Source organism: Mucilaginibacter sp., from assembly GCF_025362475.1.
In the GTDB taxonomy this organism is placed as follows: Bacteria; Bacteroidota; Bacteroidia; order Sphingobacteriales; family Sphingobacteriaceae; genus Mucilaginibacter.
On the sequence record NZ_JANYGH010000036.1, the window covers coordinates 1 to 21,072 of the forward strand.

The following is a 21,072-nucleotide window of genomic DNA, read 5'->3' on the forward strand; positions in this document are numbered from 1 at the left end:
GATGAACTCCTCAAATATCTTGTTTATTATAACTGGGAACGGCCACATCAGGGCATCAATGGTAAAAAACCTATCGATATGGTCACCCTAAACAACAAATAAAAATACCTGATTCTGTTACCGAATTACTAAACCCTTACAGCAATGACGCGGTTTTTATTAAAACAATTATGTCAAATTCAACCAACGAAATAACCCGCTGCTCATGGGCCGGGACCGACGAACTTTATATCAAATATCACGATGAAGAATGGGGCAAGGAAGTTCATGATGACCACATCCTGTTTGAGTTTTTAATCCTCGAATCTGCCCAGGCCGGTTTAAGCTGGATCACTATTTTGCGTAGGAGAGATGGCTATAAAAAAGCCTTTGCAGATTTTGATGTGCATAAAGTAGCTGCCTTTACAGATGAGGATGTGGAACGCCTGATGCAGGATGCTGGCATTATCCGCAACCGGCTTAAAATTCTGGCGGCTATCAGCAATGCGAAGCTGTTTATCGGCATTCAACAGGAATTTGGCTCGTTTGATAAATACCTGTACAGTTTTATGCCCGGTGGTAAGCCTATTATAAATCACTTCCACAAAATACCTGCTAGCACAGCCGAATCAGACGCTATTAGCAAAGACATGAAAAAGCGGGGCTTCAAATTCTTTGGTACCACTATTTGCTACGCCCATATGCAGGCAACAGGAATGGTGAATGATCACATTCCGGAGTGTAGCTATAAATTTTAATAAACACTAATGGCACGAATGAGAACGAATTACATGAATTTTAATAGACACGAATTGCACAAATGAGAACGAATTACACGAATTAGTCGTGGAGGTTTTTTGACTTACACAAATTGATTTGCATCTATTTAATGATGAATTTGATTAAGCGTAATTCTAAAATATCGTATAAATTCGTGTACTTTGCAAAAGCCCATTGCACGCGGGTTTCGTGAAAATTCGACCCTATTCGTGTAATTCGTGAAAAATTAATTATGAAAAAACTATTTCTTTTGGATGGTATGGCCCTTATTTACCGGGCGCATTTTGCTTTGAGTAAAAGTCCGCGGTTTACCTCGGGCGGGATGAATACATCGGCAGTGATGGGGTTTACCAATACCCTGCTGGATGTTTTGAAAAAAGAAAAGCCTACCCACATGGCTGTTGTTTTTGATACCGAAGCACCAACCGAACGTCATACAGATTATGAGCATTATAAAGCACATCGCGAAGCCATGCCCGAGGATCTGTCCAAAGCATTGCCTTATGTGGTTAAGCTGATTTTAGGTTTCAATATCCCTGTTATTACATCAGACGGGTATGAGGCAGATGATATCATTGGTACCCTGGCCAAAAAAGCCGAACAGAAAGGTTACCAGGTTTACTGTATGACACCCGATAAGGATTTTGCACAACTGGTATCTGATAATATCCGCATTTACAAACCCGCCCGTATGGGTAACGAAATGGAGATATTGGGCGTTAAGGAAGTGCTGGAGAAATGGGAAATTGAACGTGTTGAACAGGTAATAGATATTTTGGGTTTATGGGGCGATGCGGTAGATAATATTCCTGGTATCCCGGGGATTGGCGAAAAAACCGCGAAGTCGCTTATTAAGCAATACGGCTCAATGGAAGAGATCATCGCCCATAGCCATGAGTTAAAAGGGAAGCAGCGCGAAAACGTAGAGCAATTTGCCGAGCAGGGCTTACTGTCGAAAAAACTGGCCACTATCCTTTTGAATGTACCTGTGGAGCTGGACGAGGAGGGGCTGGAGATCTGCGCGCCAAGCAAGGAACTGTTGGAACCACTTTTCGCCGAACTGGAGTTCCGCACACTGGGGAAACGTGTTTTTGGCGATGATTTCAGCATTACCGAAATGAAACCTGCCGGTACGCAAACAGATTTGTTTGGCAACGAGGTTGCAACCGGGCGTACTACCATGACCGTTGATATAGAGGATATTCGGGAGGATTTTATTATTGCCTCTAAAAATATAGATAACGTTCCGCACGAATACCACCTGGCCGATACTTTTGAAAAACGCGCCAGCTTAATTGCCATGCTTCAACAGCAGGAATCGTTTTGTTTTGATACGGAAACAACCGGCACCGACGCCAATAATTGTGAATTGGTAGGTCTTTCATTCTCGGTAAAGGCAGGCGAGGCCTGGTACATACCTGTACCTGTTGACCAGGAAGCTGTTAAAAGTATTGTTAACGAGTTTAAGCCTGTATTGGAAAATGAAAAAATCAGTAAAATAGGGCAAAACCTCAAATTTGATATCCTGGTGCTTAAATGGTACGATGTACAGGTTAAGGGCAAGTTGTTTGATACCATGATGGCGCATTACGTTATAGACCCGGATACCCGCCATGGTATGGATGTTTTGTCAGAAAATTACCTGAACTATAAGCCGGTTTCTATCACTTCGCTCATTGGTGCCAAAGGTAAAAACCAGGGCAACATGCGCGATGTAGAGATAGGGAAAATAAAAGAATATGCGGCCGAAGATGCAGACATTACCCTGCAGTTGAAAGCCGTATTTGAACCTAAATTAAAAGAAGTTGAAAGCGAAAAGCTGATTCATGAAATAGAGCATCCGCTGATATATGTACTGGCTGATATTGAGTACGAAGGCGTAAAAATAGATCATGATACCCTTCGTGAGTTTAGCAAGGAGTTAGAAACGGATGTAGCCAAATTAGAGAAAACGGTTTTTGAGAAAGCAGGAGTAAGGTTCAATATTGCGTCGCCAAAACAATTGGGTGAAGTGCTTTTTGAAAAACTGATGCTTGATCCCAAGGCAAAGAAAACCAAAACCGGTCAGTACCAAACAGGCGAAGATGTATTGCTTTCCCTGGCTGCCAAAAGCGATATTGTAAGGGATATATTAGATTTTCGTCAGCTGCAAAAACTAAAATCTACTTATGTTGATGCCTTGCCGCTCATGGTAAATCCTAAAACGGGCAGGGTGCACACCTCTTATAACCAGGCCGTAGCTGCAACAGGCAGATTGAGCAGCGTTAATCCTAATCTTCAAAATATTCCTATCCGTACAGAGCGTGGCCGCGAAGTGCGTAAAGCATTTATTCCAAGAGACAACGGGCATAGCATAATATCTGCCGATTATTCGCAGATAGAGCTGCGGATAATTGCCGAGATCAGCAAAGATCCCAACATGATGCAGGCCTTTGTTGATAACCTGGATATACACACCGCAACCGCTGCCAATGTTTATGGTATTGATTTGGATGAAGTAACCAGCGAACAACGCCGTAATGCCAAGGCCGTTAACTTCGGGATCATTTACGGGCAATCGGCATTTGGTTTATCGCAGAGCCTGGGCATTCCGCGTAAGGAAGCTGCCGATATTATTGAGCAATACTTTGCGCAGTTTGTTGGTATTAAGCAGTACATGAGTGATACCATGAACTTTGCCCGCGAGAATGGTTACGTATGCACGCTGATGGGCAGGCGCAGGTATTTACGGGATATCAATTCGGCCAACGCAACGGTACGTGGCTTCGCCGAGCGAAATGCCATCAACGCGCCCATACAAGGCTCGGCTGCAGATATGATCAAGATAGCCATGATCAATATTCACCGCGAATTTAAAGCACAAAACCTGGAGGCCCGCATGACTATGCAGGTGCATGATGAGTTGGTGTTTGATGTGCCTAATAACGAGATTGAAATTGTGAAGCCTATTATTATGCATAACATGAAAACTGCTATTCAAACAACTGTACCCATTATGGTAGAGATTGGTACAGGCTTGAATTGGCTGGAGGCACATTGATAACGCCGCGATTGTGAGGTATTTATAACAAGGGGAGAATCCCAGACTTACGAAGTTTTTAAAACTTCGTAAGTCTTTCGCCGCTTGTTATTTCCACCTTTAGAGTTCTCCAAATTTTACAGCTACTCATGATGCTTTTTGAAAAAACTTTTTGTCATCCTGAACGATAGTGAAGGATCTAGTATTCACTATGCTTTTTCGCCCTGTACAGTCTGCGAATAGATCCTTCGTCCCTCAGGATGACAAACTTTTTAAAACGTCATTTCTCCTTCGGAGTTCCCCGGAATTTTATTACTAACAATGACATTTTTTTATTGAATAAGCAACACTACAGGTTTTTCGCTTCCAAAAAGCACCTTAGTGTATCTAACCCCAGATGTCTGCAGGGTTTGTTTACTCTCTTTTTCTACCAATATTTCAATATATACATGAAAAGGTTAATAAGATTTTTACAATATCATATCTAAATTTAAAAAACTATATTAATTATTATAGGTTTCTCTTTTGGTAATCTTTCCTTAAATTGAGCCAATAAAACCTAAATGAAAATATTCCATCTGAGTGCCGAATGTTATCCTGTCGCCAAAGTTGGCGGTCTTGCAGATGTTGTTGGTGCACTGCCTAAATACCAAAATATGGCAGGTTTGCAGGCAGCAGTTGTGATGCCTTATTACGACCGCAAGTTTACCCAGGAAAACGAATTTGATGTAGTTTTTAGTGCCGTTACTTTACTGAATACACGCCGCCTTTATTTTGAAATTTTAAAGGAGAAGACCGATAAACTGGGTTTTGAGCTATTTTTAGTTTACATCCCTGGTCTGCTTGACCGGGAAAATGTGTACAGCTATCCCGACGAAAGGGAGCAGTTTATCGCGTTCCAGCTGGCTTTTTTAGATTGGATCAGCTACTCGCAGCAAACGCCTGATCTTATCCATTGCCATGACCATCATTCTGGCCTGGTGCCATTCCTGCTTTATCACTCCAAGTTATATAAGCGATTGGCAAATGTGCCAACCATTTTTACTATACACAATGGCCAGTATCATGGTGCTTTTGGTTGGGAACAGTTACCCTACCTGCCCGAGATTGATATGACTGCCGCTGGATTACTTGATTGGGCCGGCGGGATAAACCCTTTGGCAGCCGCTGTAAAATGTAGCTGGCTGTATACCACGGTATCACCAACTTACTTACGCGAGCTTACCATCAATTCAAACGGGTTAGAATACCTTTTTTATATTGAAAGGGCTAAAGGCTATGGTATCATCAACGGGATTGATACAGAGGTTTGGAATCCTCAAACCGACCCAATGGTGCCTCATCATTTTAATACCCGGACCCTGGCTAAAGGCAAGCAAGCCAACAAAGAAGCGCTTTGCACCCGCTTTGGCTTAAACCCGGCTAAGCCATTGTTTGTGTTTATAGGCAGATTGGTGATTGAAAAAGGTGCCGATCTGTTGCCTGAAGCCATTGATCGTATACTGGCAGAGTATGGAGATGAAGCTAACTTCTTTATACTTGGCTCTGGCGATAAGGAAATGGAGATAGCATTGCTTGATCTTAAGGATAAATACCCTGGCAGGTGCAATGTATTTATTGGTTATGATGAGGCATTAGCCCATGTGGTATACGCCGGTGCCGATTTCCTGCTGATGCCATCGCGTGTGGAACCATGCGGACTTAATCAACTATATTCTTTACGCTATGGCACCATGCCAATTGTACGTAGTACAGGCGGGTTGATAGATTCGGTAATTGATTTTGGTGATGAGGGGGGCTACGGTATCCGTTTTAACCAGGTTAGTGTTGATGATATTTACCATGCTATTACACGTGCCATAACACTTTACCAAAACCCCGCACAATTACAAATATTACGCAAGCGTATGATGGCCCTTGATTTTTCCTGGGACCGTTCGGCCAAAGAATATATAAACCTTTATGAAAGTTTAAACCCTCAGATATGACATCTAAAGTAATCTCAATTGTGCTTGGCGGTGGCCAGGGCAGTCGCTTATCACCACTTACTGCAACACGTTCAAAACCGGCTGTGCCAATTGCCGGTAAGTACCGTTTGGTTGATATTCCAATTTCGAATTGCCTGCACTCGGGTATTACGCGTATTTATGTATTAACGCAGTTTAACTCAGCATCGTTAAACAAGCACATCAAAAACACCTATCACTTCAGCAGTTTCAGTGATGCTTTTGTTGATATTTTGGCTGCCGAGCAAACACCATCAAGCGTGGCCTGGTTCCAGGGTACGGCCGATGCGGTAAGGCAAAGCCTGCACCATTTGGCGGTGCACGAGTTTGAGTATGTACTGATCCTATCAGGCGACCAATTGTACCAGATGGATTTTGAGGATATGATCAATAAGCACATCGAATCTGGTGCTGAGATCTCTATCGCTACCATTCCTGTTGATGCGGCTGATGTACCGGGCTTTGGTATTTTAAAAGCTGATGAGCATAGTATGGTTACTGCTTTTGTTGAAAAACCAAAATCAAATTTTGAGAGCTGGGCATCTGAGGTAAGTGATGAAATGCAGGCTGAAGGCAGGGTTTACCTGGCATCTATGGGTATTTACATTTTCAACCGCAAATTGCTGTATGATTTGTTGGAAGGGAATGATCGTACCGACTTTGGTAAAGAGATTATCCCGCAGTCAATAGTTGAGCATAAAGTATTAAGCTATCAATATGAAGGTTACTGGACAGATATTGGTACCATTCCATCATTTTTTGATGCTAACCTGGGTTTAACGGATGAGATACCTAAGTTTAACCTTTTTGGCGAAAATCATATCTATACCCGGGCGCGCATGCTGCCGCCATCAAAAGTATCAGGCACAACATTGAACAAATCCATTGTTGCTGATGGCTGCATTATCAGCGCTAAAGAAATTACGCGATCAATTATAGGGATTCGTACCCGTATTGGAGTTGATACCGAAATTGAAAACTGCTATGTAATGGGTTGCGATAGCTACCAGACATTAGAGCAGATTGCCGAACTGAAACTAAGTGCATCGCCAATTATGGGTATAGGCGATAGGTGTAAAATCAAAAATGCCATCATTGATAAAAATACCTATATCGGCGACGACGTAGTTATCAACTGTGGCGAAAAGCTGGAAGACGGTGATTACGGCACCCACACGGTACAGGATGGCATTGTAGTTGTTAAAAAGCGAGCCATTATTCCAAACGGAACAATTATTTAATAATAAATTAAGCAAAAACAATCAATGGTTAATTTGTTATAGATAATATAAAACATAAAACAATTAACTATGAAAAAGGCACTTTGTATGATTGCTTTAGCAGCAATCTCTTTCGGAAGCGTTTTTGCGCATGGGGTACCCGTAAAATCTTCAAATGGTAGTATGCAAACAGATACTACCAAGAAAAAAATGAAAAAGAAGATGAAAAAGGATACAACAATGAAAAAGGACACCATGAAAATGAAGAAGTAACCTTCATGTAACCAAAAAGCCTCCTGATTATCAGGAGGCTTTTTGGTTTATAGTTTTTTTGGGCTTTGTCATCCTGGACGCAGTGAAGGATTTCACAGGACAAGTAGCCAACATGGTGTATGCCATGCGCGTGGGGTGCCGAAACAAGTTCGGCAAGACTATTCAGAAGCTATAAATCAATCGTTTCGCCAATTGCAGGCAGCTTTAAATTCAGGCCAGCTTTGATGAACTTTTCTCTTACTTCATCTTTATCAATCCTGATAACTTCAAACGAATCATAATGTATGCCGATGATGTTTTTACAATTGATGAAAGCGCTGGCTTTTATGGCATCATCTGCACCCATAGTATAGTTATCGCCAATTGGCAAATATGCCCAGTTGAGGTTCTCGTCTGCCAGCAGTTTCATATCATAAGTAAGGGCGGTATCGCCGGCAAAGTATATTTTTTTACCTTCAACCGATAACAGGAAACCGGCGGGATTACCACCCGGTGAGCCATCGGGCATGGTACTGGAGTGTACGGCATTCACCATTTTTACCCTGCCAAAATCAAAATTAAAGCCGCCGCCAATGTTCATTCCATGTACATTATCAACACCTTTGCTGTTAAGCCAGCCGGCAATTTCAGCAATACATATTACTTTAGCGCCGCTATTTTTCTGAATCTCAAACAGGTCGGCAATATGATCGCCATGACCATGAGATATTAAAATGTAATCTGGTTTTAAGCTATTGATGTCAATATCCTTTGCCAGTGGGTTATGTGTTATAAATGGATCAAACAATAGTTTTTTGCCATTGCTCAATTCTATTTCGACTGTTGATTGGCCGTAATAGGTAGTTTTCATAGTAGAATGATATTTGTTTTCAGTTATCTTAAACCGTTGTTCCCTTAAAAGGGTATTGAACTATTTACCAAATAAGCTGCCCAGGCCGCCCATACCGCCAAACATATCCTTGGTCATGGCAGCCATTTCGGCCTGGCTTATATTATCGGCCTGTTCCATGGCTTTATTAAAGGCTACAACCAATAGCTCTTCCAGTTCTTCTTTATCAGCATCAGCCAAAAAAGCACTATCAATATTTACCGATTGTACCACTTTATTAGCATTGGCTGTAACTGTAATTTTACCACCTTCGGCAGTACCCGATACGCTGATCGCATCCAGGCGTTTTTTTGATTCGCCAGCCTTTTGCTGGGCTTCCATTATTTTATCAAACATAATTTTATTAGATGTGCAAATATGCGGATGTGCAGATTACAGATGTGCAAATATGCATATGAGTAACTGCTTAAATGAATTGACACTTAAATTTTACAATTTCAAAACCAAATAGTTTTAAGTCGATTCCAACCACGAACCACGAACCACGAACCACGAACCACGAACCACGAACCACGAACCACGAACCACGAACCACGAACCACGAACCACGAATTAATCGTCACTGGTATCACCATTGCCGTTGTAGGCGCTTTTTCGTACTACAGGCATCCCGGCAGCTCTAAAAAGATCGTCGAGTTTGAGCAGGCTTCCATTGGCTAAATTAGATAACAACACAACGGTGATATCGTTTTTCATATCGCGCAGGTAAATGTGCCTGAAACCATGCCACCAGCCGGTATGGTAAATAACCTCCTGTCCAGGTGCGGTAAAGGTACGCCAGCCATATCCATAACTAAAGTGGCCATGCAGCATAGGATTGCGCGGCACATAAGCCGAATCAAGTGTAGCCTGTTTTAATAACAGCCCGGCGCGCAAAGCGCGGTCAAATAAAAACAGGTCGCCCACGGTGCTGTAAATTCCCTTATCGCCCACAGGGCCATCCAAGAAGTTTTGTGCCACAGAATATTTCCACTGACCGCGATCATGCCCTACAACGTGAACCGGAATTTTGTCATATACAGCTTTGGAATACACATTGGTATGCGCCATACTTGCAGGTTTAAATACATTGTCCTTCATGAACTGCGTGTAGGATTCTCCGCTCACTTTTTCGATAATGGAACCCAATACCATAAAATTGGAATTGTTGTAAAGGAATCTTTTGTTGGGTACGTTAAAAGGTCGCGGTTTATATTCCGCAATCATTTTCATGGCGTCAGCATTTGAAATTCCTTTCCTTTGATTAAGATGCTGGCTGCGGTATATATCATCAATAAAATATACATAGTTCATCATGCCGGAACGGTGCGTAAGCAACAGGCGGATGGTTACCCCATCATACGGGAAATCCGGAAAAAATTTCTTTACATCATCATCTAATTTAAGCTTGCCGCGTTCCATCAGCATCAATATACCGGTAGATGTCATGGTTTTGGTAACCGAGGCCAGTTCAAACTGGTAACTTAGCTTCAGGCTATCGCGGTGCAGGTAATCGGCCCAGCCAATGGCGTTTTCATAAACTATTTTACCTTTTTTTGCTACCAGCACATTGCCGTTGAAACCACGGGTACGGTGCAGTTCCTGCATTACCGCCTCTATCTTTTTATCCCCTTGTTTGGGGTTGTAGGCCATCAGTGCCGTGGTATCTAAAGGTTTGCCGGGAAGGGGTGCAGTACCTTGGTTTTTATCTTTATTTTTTGATGAACAGGCTGTTAAAATCAGCAGGGAGGCGGTAAACAAAAAGGCGCTCTTATACAATAACTTCATAGGTAAATTTCTCACTCTTAAACGAAAGCGAAAATTAGAAATTATACAGCAGGTATCGATTAAAGTTTTTATTTTTTTCTTTTAGTTAAATCTCTTTGTATGTTTAAGTATGAATTTGATTAAAACCAGTTGCCTGTTGATAGCGATTTTATTGTTTTCTGCTGTTGCTTACACGCAGGAAAGCGACGTTGCTGCCTTAATAAAGCAAGGTATCAAACTAAATAACGATCATAATTATGCGGGCGCGATAGAAAAATATAAACAAGCTTTGGCAGCCGATCCCGAAAACGCACAGGCCAATTACCAGATGGCTTTTAGTTTAAATGCATCGGGCAAAGGAATGGAGGGCGTACCATATTTAAACAAAATAATTAAAACCAACTCCAACTTTACCGGACCGGCTTATGAATTGCTGGGCGGTATTTATGATAGTAGCCACCAGCCGCAGCAGGCAATTGATGCCTACAAAGAAGGACTGAAAATAAAGCCGGATTACCAGCCACTGTATTTTAACCTTGGTATAGCCTATTTCCGTGCCAAACAATATCCCGAAGCAGAGCAGGCCGCTATCGAAGCTATTAAACTCGATCCTAAACATGCCAATAGTCAGCGCTTGTATGGACTGGTTACTTTTCATCAAAACAAAAGGGCGGCGGCCCTAATGGGATTGTGCAGCTTTTTGTTGCTGGAACCCGATGGCCCAAGAAGCGACGAAGCCTATACCAATATGCAAAGCATTTTAAAAGGAGGTACCTTAAAAGCAGAGGATGCCAAAGCGGAAGCATCAACCACCTCATTGAACAGAACATTAAATGCGGCCATAGCAAAGGCAAAACCCGGCTCAACCGCTGCCGAATTATTGGAGAACCAGTTGCAAGCCGTTTTTGAAGCTGTCGGCCAGCTGGCCGAAAAGCAAACAGGTAACGATTTTTTCAGACATTACTACGCTAACTTCTTTTATCAGCTGAGTAAAACTAATAACATGCAGGCATTTGCCAGGCTGATGGGCTTAAGCGCCAATAAAGAGGCAGGTAAACAATGGTTGCAGCAAAATGAGGATAAGCGCAAGGCACTGGAGGCCTGGGTTGCTGGCGTGGAAAGAAAGTTTTGAAAAAAGAAAGAAATTTTAGACTTACGAGGATAATATCGCAAGTCTAAAATCTCATTTTAAATAATATCAATGAGCCCAGGTAAAGTCAGTTACATCGAATTCCATTTCCTTACTTCCACTTTCATAAAATTCTGCTTGGATAATTATTTTTTTTGCTGTTTTTAGCTTTTTGATCAATTTGTTGGTCGAATTTATAAAAAGGACGTTGCTGCTTCCATCTGATGAAGATGAACAGTTAAATGTGATTGGCTGTTCGCTATCAAATTTGATTTTAACCTCTGTACCTTCAACATCACTTATGAATTGCCCTTTACTTACTTGCAAAATAGACTCATTTCCGGTGCTTGTTTTTCTTATGGTTAAGGTTGCCGTTGAGCCTCCATCATAAGGAAATGGAAAATCTAATAATTCATTTGCGTCTATTGATGCGTAGTAGTTTGTTTTATTGGTCATTTTATCCTCTTTTTCTGAATATTCCCATTTTGGCTTTTCGGAGTCTTGAGATTCAGAGACAGAAGAATCTGATTTGCTTTCCAATTTTTTTGATGTTGATGTGTCAGTTTTAGTTGAATCGGAATTTGATGAAATTGCTTTATCATTTGAGTCGCATGAGAAAGCAAACAGAATAAGAGCTAAAAAAGTAAATTTTTTCATAATTATGATTTGGTTTTTTTGCCTAAAATAAAAAATATAAACATATGTTATGCTAAAAAAAATAGTATTTTTTATTTTTAATGGAAATATATTGTATATAATATATAAGCTGCTTTAAGGCAATATGTTAAACTTTAAGCTGAGTGCATTCAACCTGGGTGGATTTTAAACCCAACTCAACCAATTGGCATATAAAAAAGGTTCGCAGGTACTTAGCACCTGCGAACACTAAACTAATTGCTCAACTCTAAAACCCACATATGCATAGCAGGTATGGTTACTTTTTTGGTGGTGTTTAGCAAGTCGCCGGTTATTACATTTTGTGCTTTGGTAAAGCCAGCTATTCTTTCCGTGTATTTCCCAAAATCAACGGTGCTTTCTTTTTTTGCAGTGTTCATAATACACATTATCGTTTGTTTGGCATCATATCTGAAATAGACATATAATCCGTTAACAGGTATATAATGCATCATTTTTCCGGTTTTTAATGCTGATGAGGTTTTCCGGAAAGTGCCCAGTTTTTTAACAATGTTTTGAACAGCGAGTTCATCGTCAGTAAGACCTTCGCCGGTAAATGCATTTTTTTTATCCACTGCCCATCCGCCAGGAAAATCAGCTCTTACCAAGCCATCGGGGTTTGTAAAGCCTTTCAAAAGCACCTCCGATCCATAATATAGCTGCGGAACACCCCTGCAGGTTAATAACCATTCATAGCCAATCTTTTGTTTTTCTACATCTTCGCCTACAACCGAAAAAAAGCGGGGCTCATCATGGTTATCCAACAAAAGCACATTGTGGGTTGCATCTTTGTTCAAAAAATCGCTGCTTAAGGTATAATACAATTTGTTTACTCCATCCGTCCAATCAAACGGCTGCATCAACGCGGGTATAATGCCAAAATATAGGCATTGAAAATCCACCGAACCCTGCAAATTGCTTTTGAAAGGTAAATTGAAATTGTTCTGGTTAAAATACGATTGATTGGCGACGCCAAATACCCGCGTTTCGCCAAATAGAGTAAGCTTAGGAAATTCGTCCATAATGGCCTGATTACACCGGTTAGCAAAATCCATGTCGTTGTAGGTATAGGTATCTATTCTTATACCATCAATTCCAAATTTTTGCACATACCAGATGATATTTTGGATCATGTAGTTTGCCATAAATGGGTTAGATTGATTAACATCCGGCATTTCGGATATAAACCAGCCATCGGTCATTTTCTTTTTATCTGATGGTGCCGCGTATGGATCAAACTGGGTTTGTTCCCTGTAATTAGTCTGGGTAAATTGGGACCAGCGGTGCATCCAGTCTTCCGCCGGCGGATCCTGCTCCAAAAAATGGTAGAGACCGGTATGATTGTATACCACATCCATGATCAGCTTCATCCCGTTTTTATGCAACGTATTACTTAATTGCGTATAAAGAGAGTCGGTCCCATATCGGGCATCAATTTTATAATGATCGGTAATGGCATAGCCGTGTTCGGTACGGTTGGGCATGTCATTTTCCATAACCGGTGTAAGCCATAAAGCGGTTACGCCAAGACTTTTAAAATAGTCGATATGATTTAATATACCCTGAAAGTCGCCGCCATGTCTTAAGTACATCGAATCGCGATTCAGCGATTGATCCCTCATTCCGGTTATTCTATCATTTTTTGTATCGCCATTGCTAAACCGGTCTGTTAGCAATAGGTCTATAAAATCAGCCGAAGTTACCCCTTGCGCATAGCTGCTGCCATTGCCCAGCGGTTTTGCCAATAAAGGCCATGGTATTACCGAAGAATTAACGCCATCTCCAAAAACGATTTTTACTGATCCCGGCTTTGCGGCGGGGCTGATAACAATATCAATGGCCGTATATTTTAAGTTGGGGAAATGGTGGGTTTGGAGTACGGTAATACCCGGGTAATTGATTTTAATTTTTTGCTGAGATAGAGCTTTGTTTTCGCTTCTAATTAATAATTGAACATGGTTCATTTTCATGCCGACCCACCAATTGGTAGGATAGATGTTGGTTTGCTGCCCATACAGATTTAAATATCCGAGTACGGTTATAAATAATAAGGTTAAAAGATTCTTCTTCATGATCATTTAAATGGAGTTGATTAATTGGAGGCAGCAAAGTAAATGTTGCCTTACACATAGCAAATTTTTGATGCAGACAGCAAAAAAAAGAGGGTGAATGACGTATGAATGGGTAACCTTTCAGGTAAATGCGTATTACTTTTATGGCGGCCTCGCTAATTTTATTACTTTTAAAACGTGCCTGATTTGATCGCTAACATAAAGTTGAAGAAAATTGAATTGTACATCCTATACTGGATATGCTACTTGCTGTTATTTACCATTCTTCAGGGGCTTACAGAGGGAGATTTTTTGACGGTTTTTAGAAACGAGTTTTTTAGTTTGATCCCCAAAGTGGTTTTTGTTGCCATAGTTGTAGAAGCTTTAATGGCAGATTTGCTTTTCCATCAAAAAATTGTCCGCTTTATAGTTGTATATGTTTTATTGATGGCAGTGTTCGCGCTGATGTTACGCCTGATAGATAATTACATCATACTAAAATATTTTTTAATCAGCTGGACAAAAGAACCGATACTAAGTGTTGCTCCGTTTTTATATAATTGTGTTAAGCTTCAATTTGTGCTCACAATTCCTTTTTGTGTAAAACTATACCAGCTTTTAAATTTAGAAAAGGTGCGGGCATTGCAAACTGAGGCGGAAAAAAATATCGACGAGAAGAATTTATTAATGGCCGCTAAGGATGGCGATACGTTCTTGTCTGTTAAATGCGAACGGCGAATGGTAAAGATGAATTTTAAAGACATCTGCTATGCTGAAGCACAAGGCAATTATCTCGTTATCTTCACGATGAACGGAACTTATAAAACCTATTTATCAATTTCGGATCTGCAGAGCAAACTACCTGGGGTATTGTTCGCGAGGGTACACCGGTCGTTTATTGTTGCTTTGAATAAGATTGAAAGTCATAACAATAGTGAGATAATTATAGGCGATAAAAAAATTCCAATCGGAAGGTCCTATATTTCTAAGGTTCGGGAGATATTGCCGTAATAGCGTGTGATAGTAAAATTGACCTGGTGGGGCGGTAACATCGCTTGATAAAATAATTGAAATTAAATGGCTGCCTCAAAACGATGATACAGATTGCCTGCAAAGGGAAGAGTACAAAAAAGGCTAAAACCGGGTAACGCTAAATTAAATTTTCTTTAAGGCCGAACCTTTGTGAGCAGCAATGTGATCGCTTTTATCACTTTTAATTTCGTATTGCGGCGTTTCCGGGCTACAATGGTGGATATAACCTTTATAGTTAAAATCAGAAGTGTGAATTTTAATAATTTTACCGGTCACATAACCCGCCTCTGAATTCCACTTTACGTGGTCGCCTATTTTAAACCTGTCTGTCATGTTATTATGTTTTCTGATTTTTAAATCAATTAGCCATCTGTATGCTTTGAACTCAATAGCAATGCAAAAACATCTATTCAATGGTATATCAAAACTTAAAGAAATAAATAATGTTGCCTGTTTACAATGTCCATATATGATGACCTCAGGATATAATTGTAGACTATTCTTTTAGGGCGGATACGATAAGCGCAATAAATTCAACCTTTACTTTATAACGCTTAAAATCATACATTCTTACAACTTTAGGCCATGCACTATAGCTTAAGGTAAATGTTTAATATTTAATAACAGGCAATAATGTTTACAAACTTTAATGAAGCCAAGCGGGCAATTCGTTTTCCCGAAGACAGGCGAATGTTTATTGGCATCAATCCCTATGCACTTGTTATTATTTTTGTCTTTTTGTTTTTAACTATAGGGCTGGCTTGGTTGCAATATATGGTATTGGGTTTGCCACCCGACCCCTCAACAGTTATGCCTGCAATTACCGCGGCAGATCCTGTTGGTTTTCCACTATGGCTTCGGCTTAGCCATTGGGTTAATTTCTTCTTTTTGGCGCTTATTATCAGGAGCGGACTTTCCATACTGGCTGATCATCCCCGCCTGTACTGGAATCGTGGCTGTTCGCCCCGTTCCGAGTGGATCCGTTTTACCCCTGTAAAGGTGCCGGCTGATCGGGTTTATACAGCCAAAGAAGATAGCAGGTATTTAAATCCTGTAGCCGGACTGCCTGGTTACCGCCACTCTGTAGGAATTGCCCGGTCATGGCATTTTATAACCGTGCCTTTTTTTCTGTTTAATGGTGCGGTATGTGTTGTGCTTATGTTTTTTACCAATCAATGGAAGCGGTTAATCCCTACATCGTGGCAGGTATTGCCTGATGCCTGGAATGTTTTTGTACACTACGCAACCTTTCATATGCCCATTGAGCCAAATGGTTTTTATCATTTTAATGCCTTGCAGCAGATTTCTTACTTCGGCGTGGTGTTTATTTTAGCTCCCATTGCGATGATTAGCGGAATGTCAATGTCTCCCGCTATAGAAAATCGTTTCCATTGGTTACCAAAACTATTTGGTAACAGACAAGGCGCACGCTCGGTTCATTTTTTGGTTATGTTGGCTTTTGTTGCCTTTACTATCATTCATGTAGCCATGATTGCAGCAACAGGATTTATACGCAATATGAACCATATAACCGTGAATACAGATGCCCCCATGAGCCATACAGGATTATACGTTGGGCTTGGTATCGTTTTATTCACGGTGGCTTTTGGTTTCCTGGCACATTGGATATCCTGGCAAAGGCCGCGTTCACTACAAAAAACGGAAGCAGCTATAAATGGCACTTTATGGCTTAACACGATCAATAAATTCAAGCCTAAAGTTTATTATAAACAAAAGGATATATCACCTTATTTCTGGGTAAACGGCAAGATGCCCGAATCTGACGAGTGGCTCAAGCTGGCAGCAAATGATTTTAAAGATTTTAAGCTCAAGATAGGCGGCCTGGTTGAAAACCCGGTTGAGCTATCGCTCGAAGATTTGAAACAAATAGGTTTGGAGCAAAATATTACAATGCACCATTGCATCCAGGGCTGGTCTGGAATTGCTGAATGGGGCGGCATTCCCCTTAAACTGCTCATAGATATGGTAAAGCCTTATCCTGCTGCAACAATTGCGGTGTTTTATTCTTTTGGTGAAGGCATTTATGGTGGAACCTATTATGATACGCATAGCCTGGATAATTGTCTTAAACCAGAATCTATCCTTGCATGGGAAATGAATTACCACACGCTTCCCGAAAAATATGGAGCGCCTTTAAGGCTCAGAATAGAAAATCAATTGGGTTATAAAATGGTAAAATGGATCAGTAAAATAGAATTTTTAGAAACCCATAAGCATATAGGAAAAGGATATGGCGGCAAAAATGAAGATGATGAATATTTTGACTTGCTGGCAAATACTTAGCGGCTATCTAAATTTGATTTAATAGCTTTTTTATACTTCGAATGAAGCACATATCCGCGCGTCATTGCGACGAGGAACGACGAAGCAATGACGTTTTTTTATATTGATGGGTCAGTACCTTACAATGACGGTAGGTTTATTTATTTTTAAACAGCCTCTTGAGACACAGCATGAATTTTGACGAAATCTTTTAGAGATAATATACTTCCATCCATCACAAAAAGATTACCATTTCCCATTCCCTTACATCATATAAAAGCATAACTTTGCCCCTGCAAAATTTAATGCTATGAGTTTCAGAACCGAACACGATACCATGGGCGAGGTACAGGTACCTGCCGATAAATACTGGGGAGCACAAACAGAAAGATCACGCAACAACTTTAAAATTGGTCCGGAGGCATCTATGCCCAAAGAGATCATTGAAGCGTTTGCTTACCTGAAAAAAGCTGCCGCTTATACCAATACTGATCTTGGCGTGCTATCTGCCGAAAAACGCGACCTGATAGCACAAGTTTGCGACGAGATCCTGACCGGTGCATTATCATCGGAGTTTCCGCTGGTGATCTGGCAAACAGGCTCGGGCACACAATCAAACATGAACGTGAATGAGGTAGTGGCCAATAGGTCGCACGTTTTACAGGGCAACAAACTGGGCGAGGGCAAAACCTTTATCCACCCTAATGATGACGTGAACAAATCACAATCATCAAACGATACCTACCCAACCGCCATGCACATTGCCGCATACAAGATCCTGATGGATGTAACCATCCCTGGTGTTGAAAAGCTGCGCGATACTTTGCAGGCTAAGGTTGAAGCCTTTAAATCGGTAGTGAAAATTGGCAGAACCCATTTAATGGATGCTACACCACTTACCCTGGGCCAGGAGTTTTCTGGTTACGTATCTCAACTAAATCATGGCTTAAAAGCGCTGCGTAATACATTAGATCACCTTTCTGAGCTTGCCCTTGGTGGTACTGCTGTAGGTACAGGTATCAATACCCCTAAAGGATATGATGTTAAGGTAGCCGAATATATTGCCCAATTTACGGGCCTGCCATTTATTACGGCAGAAAACAAATTTGAAGCTTTAGCCGCCCATGATGCTATTGTGGAAAGCCATGGTGCTTTAAAACAAATTGCTGTATCATTAATGAAGATAGCTAATGACATCAGGATGCTGGCTTCTGGTCCGCGTTCTGGTATTGGCGAAATCCATATCCCCGATAATGAACCGGGATCATCCATTATGCCGGGTAAGGTTAATCCAACCCAAAATGAAGCCGTTACCATGGTAGCAGCACAGGTAATGGGTAACGATGTAACGATCTCTATCGGCGGATCAAACGGACATTACGAGCTGAACGTATTTAAGCCGGTGATGGCTGCCAACTTCCTGCAATCGGCAAGATTGATAGGCGATGCATGTGTATCTTTCAATGATCATTGCGCGGTTGGTATCGAACCAAACTACGCCGGCATTAAAAAGCACCTTGAAAATTCATTGATGCTGGTAACTGCGCTTAATCCGCATATCGGTTATGAAAATGCCGCTAAAATTGCCAAAACAGCTTTAAAGGAAAACAAATCGCTACGCGAAGCAGCCATTGGTTTAGGTTTGTTAACCAACGAACAGTTTGACCAATGGGTGATACCCGAAAATATGATAGGTTCTTTATAAAAAGAGCCTCACCCAGCCCTCTCCCAAAGGAGAGGGCTTTTGATTTACTGCTTTTGAACAGCAATTGTATGCCAAACCCTCTGAACGATTTTCTTTCAGCGCCTCCCATAAAAAAGACTTTCAGCAAAAGACTCTATAGTCTTTTGTCTTTTACCTTTCAGCCTAAAAAAGCCTTTTATCTTTTGCCTTTCGCCTTTTACCTTAGTGCTTGCACCATGAACCCCAATTTACAAAAACCGGGTGTTAAATATTTGCAAGGCGAGTGGCGGCAGGATTCGGTTCCGGCGCAAAAACGACTGGTGACTTATTCATTGTACGAGCTGAAATTTAGCTGTGATTCTTTTTTGATGAAGATAAGTACCGTAAGCAAGGTAAATTATGGAGCTGATACCTGCATGAACAGTGGCCATTGGGCCGAGTACATTCGCGGTACCTATGTGCAAAAACAGGATACCCTGCACCTTAAAGGTCAGTTTTGTAATGCTGATGGCAGTTATAAAGACGAGAAAAGCTGTTTCCGCTATGGCGATTACGAGGAGTTTTTTAGGGTGAAACAAAAGGCCGATTCCTTAATTGAATTTACAAGTACATCAAACGTAATACCCATTAACGCGCGTTTAATAAAAAGAACAAGCTGCATCCCAAAACCACTATGAAAATGAGCACTAACTTTTTCAAAAAGATCATTCTTTTTGTAGCTGTATGCTACATCCCATTGCAAAGTATGGCATGGGGAACCAACGGCCACCGTATTTGCGGCCAAATAGCTGATAGCTATTTAACCCCCAAAGCACGCATAGCTATCCAGGCTATTTTAGGCAATGAGTCTATTGCTATCACCAGCAACTGGGCCGATTTTATTAAATCGGATCCGGCTTACAGCTACCTGTATAACTGGCATTTTATTGATATGGATAAGGCTTACACTTATCCCGAGCTGCAAGTTTATTTAAAGGCAGATACCGCTGTAGATTCATACACCAAGATGAATTTTTTAATAGCCGAGCTCAAGAAAAAAACGACCACCAAAACCAATAAATTGTTATACCTGCGTATGCTGATCCATATTGTGGAAGATGTACACCAGCCCTTCCATACCGGGCATACCAGTGATAAGGGTGGCAATGATTTTAAAGTACAGTGGTTTGGCAAGGATAGCAACCTGCATTCGGTTTGGGATAGCCAGCTGATAGATAATCAGCAACTAAGCTATACCGAGTATGCCACCTGGATAAACCACACTACAGCCGCGCAACGTGCCGCATTGCAAAAAGACCCTATAAGCCAATGGCTTTTTGAAAGCAACCAACTGGCCGAAAAGTTTTATGCCGATATTAAACCTGGTGATAACCTGAACTATAAATACAATTTTAGTCATATAGCTATCCTTAACCAACAACTTTTAAAAGCAGGAGTACGTTTGGCAGGAGTGCTTAATCAGATATTTGGTTAATTTTTGGAGGCGAAAGGTAAAAGGTGAACGATAAAAGGTTAGGCAAGCCTGATCCAAAAACCTTTCGCCTTTTACCTTTCACCCTTTACCTTAAAGAGAATGAAGATACTAATGGTTTGCCTCGGTAACATTTGCCGTTCGCCGCTGGCAGAAGGGATCATGCAACACCTGAGCGATGGGGAAGGACTTGGCTGGGAAATTGATTCTGCAGGCACTGGCGATTGGCATGTAGGAGAGGGCCCCGACAGGCGATCTACCCGCACGGCGCGCAATCACGGTATCGATATCAGTAGCCAGGTTTGTCGTTTATTCAGACAAAGTGATTTTGATGAGTTCGATCATATATTTGTGATGGATAAATACAACCTCAATGATATCCTGAACATGGCAAGTAATCATGAGCACGCCCAAAAGGTAAAGCTATTATTAGGCGACAAAATAGTCCCCGACCCATACCACGATGATACGCAGTTTGAACCTGTATTTACGCTGATTGAAGGCGGCTGCAAGGATCTAATCAGGGAGCTGACGAGCCGATAACATAAAGAATCAGCATTGCGAGGTACCTTAGGTGTTTTGCAAAAAAGAACACTTTATCCCCGTAGTTTGTGTTCCCACAAATTACAGTTTCCAAAGCAATTGTGCAAGTTGTTTGTGAGGACACAAACAGCGGAAAAGGATAATATTAGAATCGTCATTGCTGTAAAGGTCAGATAATTCGGTAACAGAATTAGCTTTAACTAATAAAGCTAAAAGTTATGCGGAACATAAACAACGATCTTACCTTAAAGCGAAATTACCTGAGCAAATACCGTTTTTTAATCGGTGAATA

At 41.1% G+C, this 21,072-nt stretch carries 18 protein-coding genes; 12 read left to right on the forward strand and 6 right to left on the reverse strand.

Annotated features, from left to right (window positions below; translation table 11 throughout):
- Positions 1-170: 170 nt before the first annotated feature.
- The 5 genes from Q0R88_RS12715 to Q0R88_RS12735 all read left to right on the forward strand — a co-directional run bounded on the left by Q0R88_RS12715 (position 171) and on the right by Q0R88_RS12735 (position 7,277).
- Positions 171-737 carry a DNA-3-methyladenine glycosylase I gene (locus tag Q0R88_RS12715; RefSeq protein ID WP_295716617.1) on the forward strand — a complete coding sequence of 189 codons (567 nt, stop codon included), beginning with the start codon at positions 171-173 and terminating at the stop codon, positions 735-737.
- A gap of 254 nt (positions 738-991) precedes the next feature.
- Positions 992-3,799, forward strand: coding sequence for a DNA polymerase I (polA, locus tag Q0R88_RS12720; RefSeq protein ID WP_295716618.1), 2,808 nt, complete (start codon positions 992-994; stop codon positions 3,797-3,799).
- A gap of 542 nt (positions 3,800-4,341) precedes the next feature.
- Positions 4,342-5,766 (forward strand): glycogen synthase, encoded by a 1,425-nt coding sequence (locus tag Q0R88_RS12725; RefSeq protein ID WP_295716619.1) that lies wholly within the window; start codon positions 4,342-4,344, stop codon positions 5,764-5,766.
- On the forward strand, positions 5,763-7,025 hold the full coding sequence (locus tag Q0R88_RS12730; RefSeq protein ID WP_295716621.1) for a glucose-1-phosphate adenylyltransferase: 1,263 nt from the start codon (positions 5,763-5,765) through the stop codon (positions 7,023-7,025). The genes Q0R88_RS12725 and Q0R88_RS12730 overlap by 4 nt, the downstream gene beginning before the upstream one ends.
- A gap of 69 nt (positions 7,026-7,094) precedes the next feature.
- Entirely contained in the window at positions 7,095-7,277 is a 183-nt protein-coding gene (locus tag Q0R88_RS12735) for a hypothetical protein (RefSeq protein ID WP_295716623.1), read from the forward strand.
- A 169-nt stretch (positions 7,278-7,446) separates the two neighbouring features.
- On the opposite strand, the gene Q0R88_RS12740 is transcribed toward Q0R88_RS12735, so the two are convergent.
- The 3 genes from Q0R88_RS12740 to Q0R88_RS12750 form a co-directional block, all read right to left on the reverse strand.
- Positions 7,447-8,127 (reverse strand): metal-dependent hydrolase, encoded by a 681-nt coding sequence (locus tag Q0R88_RS12740; RefSeq protein WP_295716625.1) that lies wholly within the window; start codon positions 8,125-8,127, stop codon positions 7,447-7,449.
- Positions 8,128-8,187: 60 nt separating this feature from the next.
- Positions 8,188-8,502, reverse strand: a complete 315-nt coding sequence (locus Q0R88_RS12745; RefSeq protein WP_295716627.1) for a YbaB/EbfC family nucleoid-associated protein — start codon at positions 8,500-8,502, stop codon at positions 8,188-8,190.
- Positions 8,503-8,718: 216 nt separating this feature from the next.
- Positions 8,719-9,933 carry a serine hydrolase domain-containing protein gene (locus tag Q0R88_RS12750; RefSeq protein ID WP_295716629.1) on the reverse strand — a complete coding sequence of 405 codons (1,215 nt, stop codon included), beginning with the start codon at positions 9,931-9,933 and terminating at the stop codon, positions 8,719-8,721.
- Positions 9,934-10,042: 109 nt separating this feature from the next.
- Here Q0R88_RS12750 and Q0R88_RS12755 point away from each other — a divergent pair, with 109 nt between their 5' ends.
- Positions 10,043-11,044 carry a tetratricopeptide repeat protein gene (locus Q0R88_RS12755; protein WP_295716631.1) on the forward strand — a complete coding sequence of 334 codons (1,002 nt, stop codon included), beginning with the start codon at positions 10,043-10,045 and terminating at the stop codon, positions 11,042-11,044.
- Positions 11,045-11,110: 66 nt separating this feature from the next.
- On the opposite strand, the gene Q0R88_RS12760 is transcribed toward Q0R88_RS12755, so the two are convergent.
- Together Q0R88_RS12760 and Q0R88_RS12765 are read right to left on the reverse strand one after the other, a co-directional pair.
- Positions 11,111-11,698: a hypothetical protein gene (locus Q0R88_RS12760; RefSeq protein WP_295716632.1), complete on the reverse strand. Its 588-nt coding sequence runs from the start codon at positions 11,696-11,698 to the stop codon at positions 11,111-11,113.
- A gap of 233 nt (positions 11,699-11,931) precedes the next feature.
- Positions 11,932-13,788 carry an alpha-amylase family glycosyl hydrolase gene (locus Q0R88_RS12765; protein ID WP_295716634.1) on the reverse strand — a complete coding sequence of 619 codons (1,857 nt, stop codon included), beginning with the start codon at positions 13,786-13,788 and terminating at the stop codon, positions 11,932-11,934.
- A gap of 204 nt (positions 13,789-13,992) precedes the next feature.
- Between Q0R88_RS12765 and Q0R88_RS12770 the strand changes: the two genes are divergently transcribed.
- On the forward strand, positions 13,993-14,778 hold the full coding sequence (locus tag Q0R88_RS12770; RefSeq protein WP_295716636.1) for a LytTR family DNA-binding domain-containing protein: 786 nt from the start codon (positions 13,993-13,995) through the stop codon (positions 14,776-14,778).
- Positions 14,779-14,922: 144 nt separating this feature from the next.
- On the opposite strand, the gene Q0R88_RS12775 is transcribed toward Q0R88_RS12770, so the two are convergent.
- Positions 14,923-15,132, reverse strand: a complete 210-nt coding sequence (locus tag Q0R88_RS12775; protein ID WP_295716637.1) for a DUF2945 domain-containing protein — start codon at positions 15,130-15,132, stop codon at positions 14,923-14,925.
- 300 nt (positions 15,133-15,432) lie between these two features.
- Between Q0R88_RS12775 and Q0R88_RS12780 the strand changes: the two genes are divergently transcribed.
- From Q0R88_RS12780 to Q0R88_RS12800, 5 genes are all read left to right on the forward strand, one after another.
- Positions 15,433-17,103, forward strand: a complete 1,671-nt coding sequence (locus Q0R88_RS12780) for a molybdopterin-dependent oxidoreductase (RefSeq protein ID WP_295716638.1) — start codon at positions 15,433-15,435, stop codon at positions 17,101-17,103.
- Between the two features lie 289 nt (positions 17,104-17,392).
- Positions 17,393-18,787, forward strand: coding sequence for a class II fumarate hydratase (gene fumC, locus Q0R88_RS12785; RefSeq protein ID WP_295716640.1), 1,395 nt, complete (start codon positions 17,393-17,395; stop codon positions 18,785-18,787).
- Positions 18,788-19,002: 215 nt separating this feature from the next.
- Complete coding sequence (locus tag Q0R88_RS12790) at positions 19,003-19,443, forward strand: fumarate hydratase (RefSeq protein ID WP_295716642.1); 441 nt, start codon at positions 19,003-19,005, stop codon at positions 19,441-19,443.
- A gap of 2 nt (positions 19,444-19,445) precedes the next feature.
- The gene (locus tag Q0R88_RS12795) at positions 19,446-20,240 is read left to right on the forward strand and encodes a S1/P1 nuclease (RefSeq protein ID WP_295716643.1); all 795 of its coding nucleotides are present in this window, start codon (positions 19,446-19,448) and stop codon (positions 20,238-20,240) included.
- 99 nt (positions 20,241-20,339) lie between these two features.
- Entirely contained in the window at positions 20,340-20,780 is a 441-nt protein-coding gene (locus tag Q0R88_RS12800; RefSeq protein ID WP_295716644.1) for a low molecular weight protein-tyrosine-phosphatase, read from the forward strand.
- Positions 20,781-21,072: the final 292 nt, after the last annotated feature.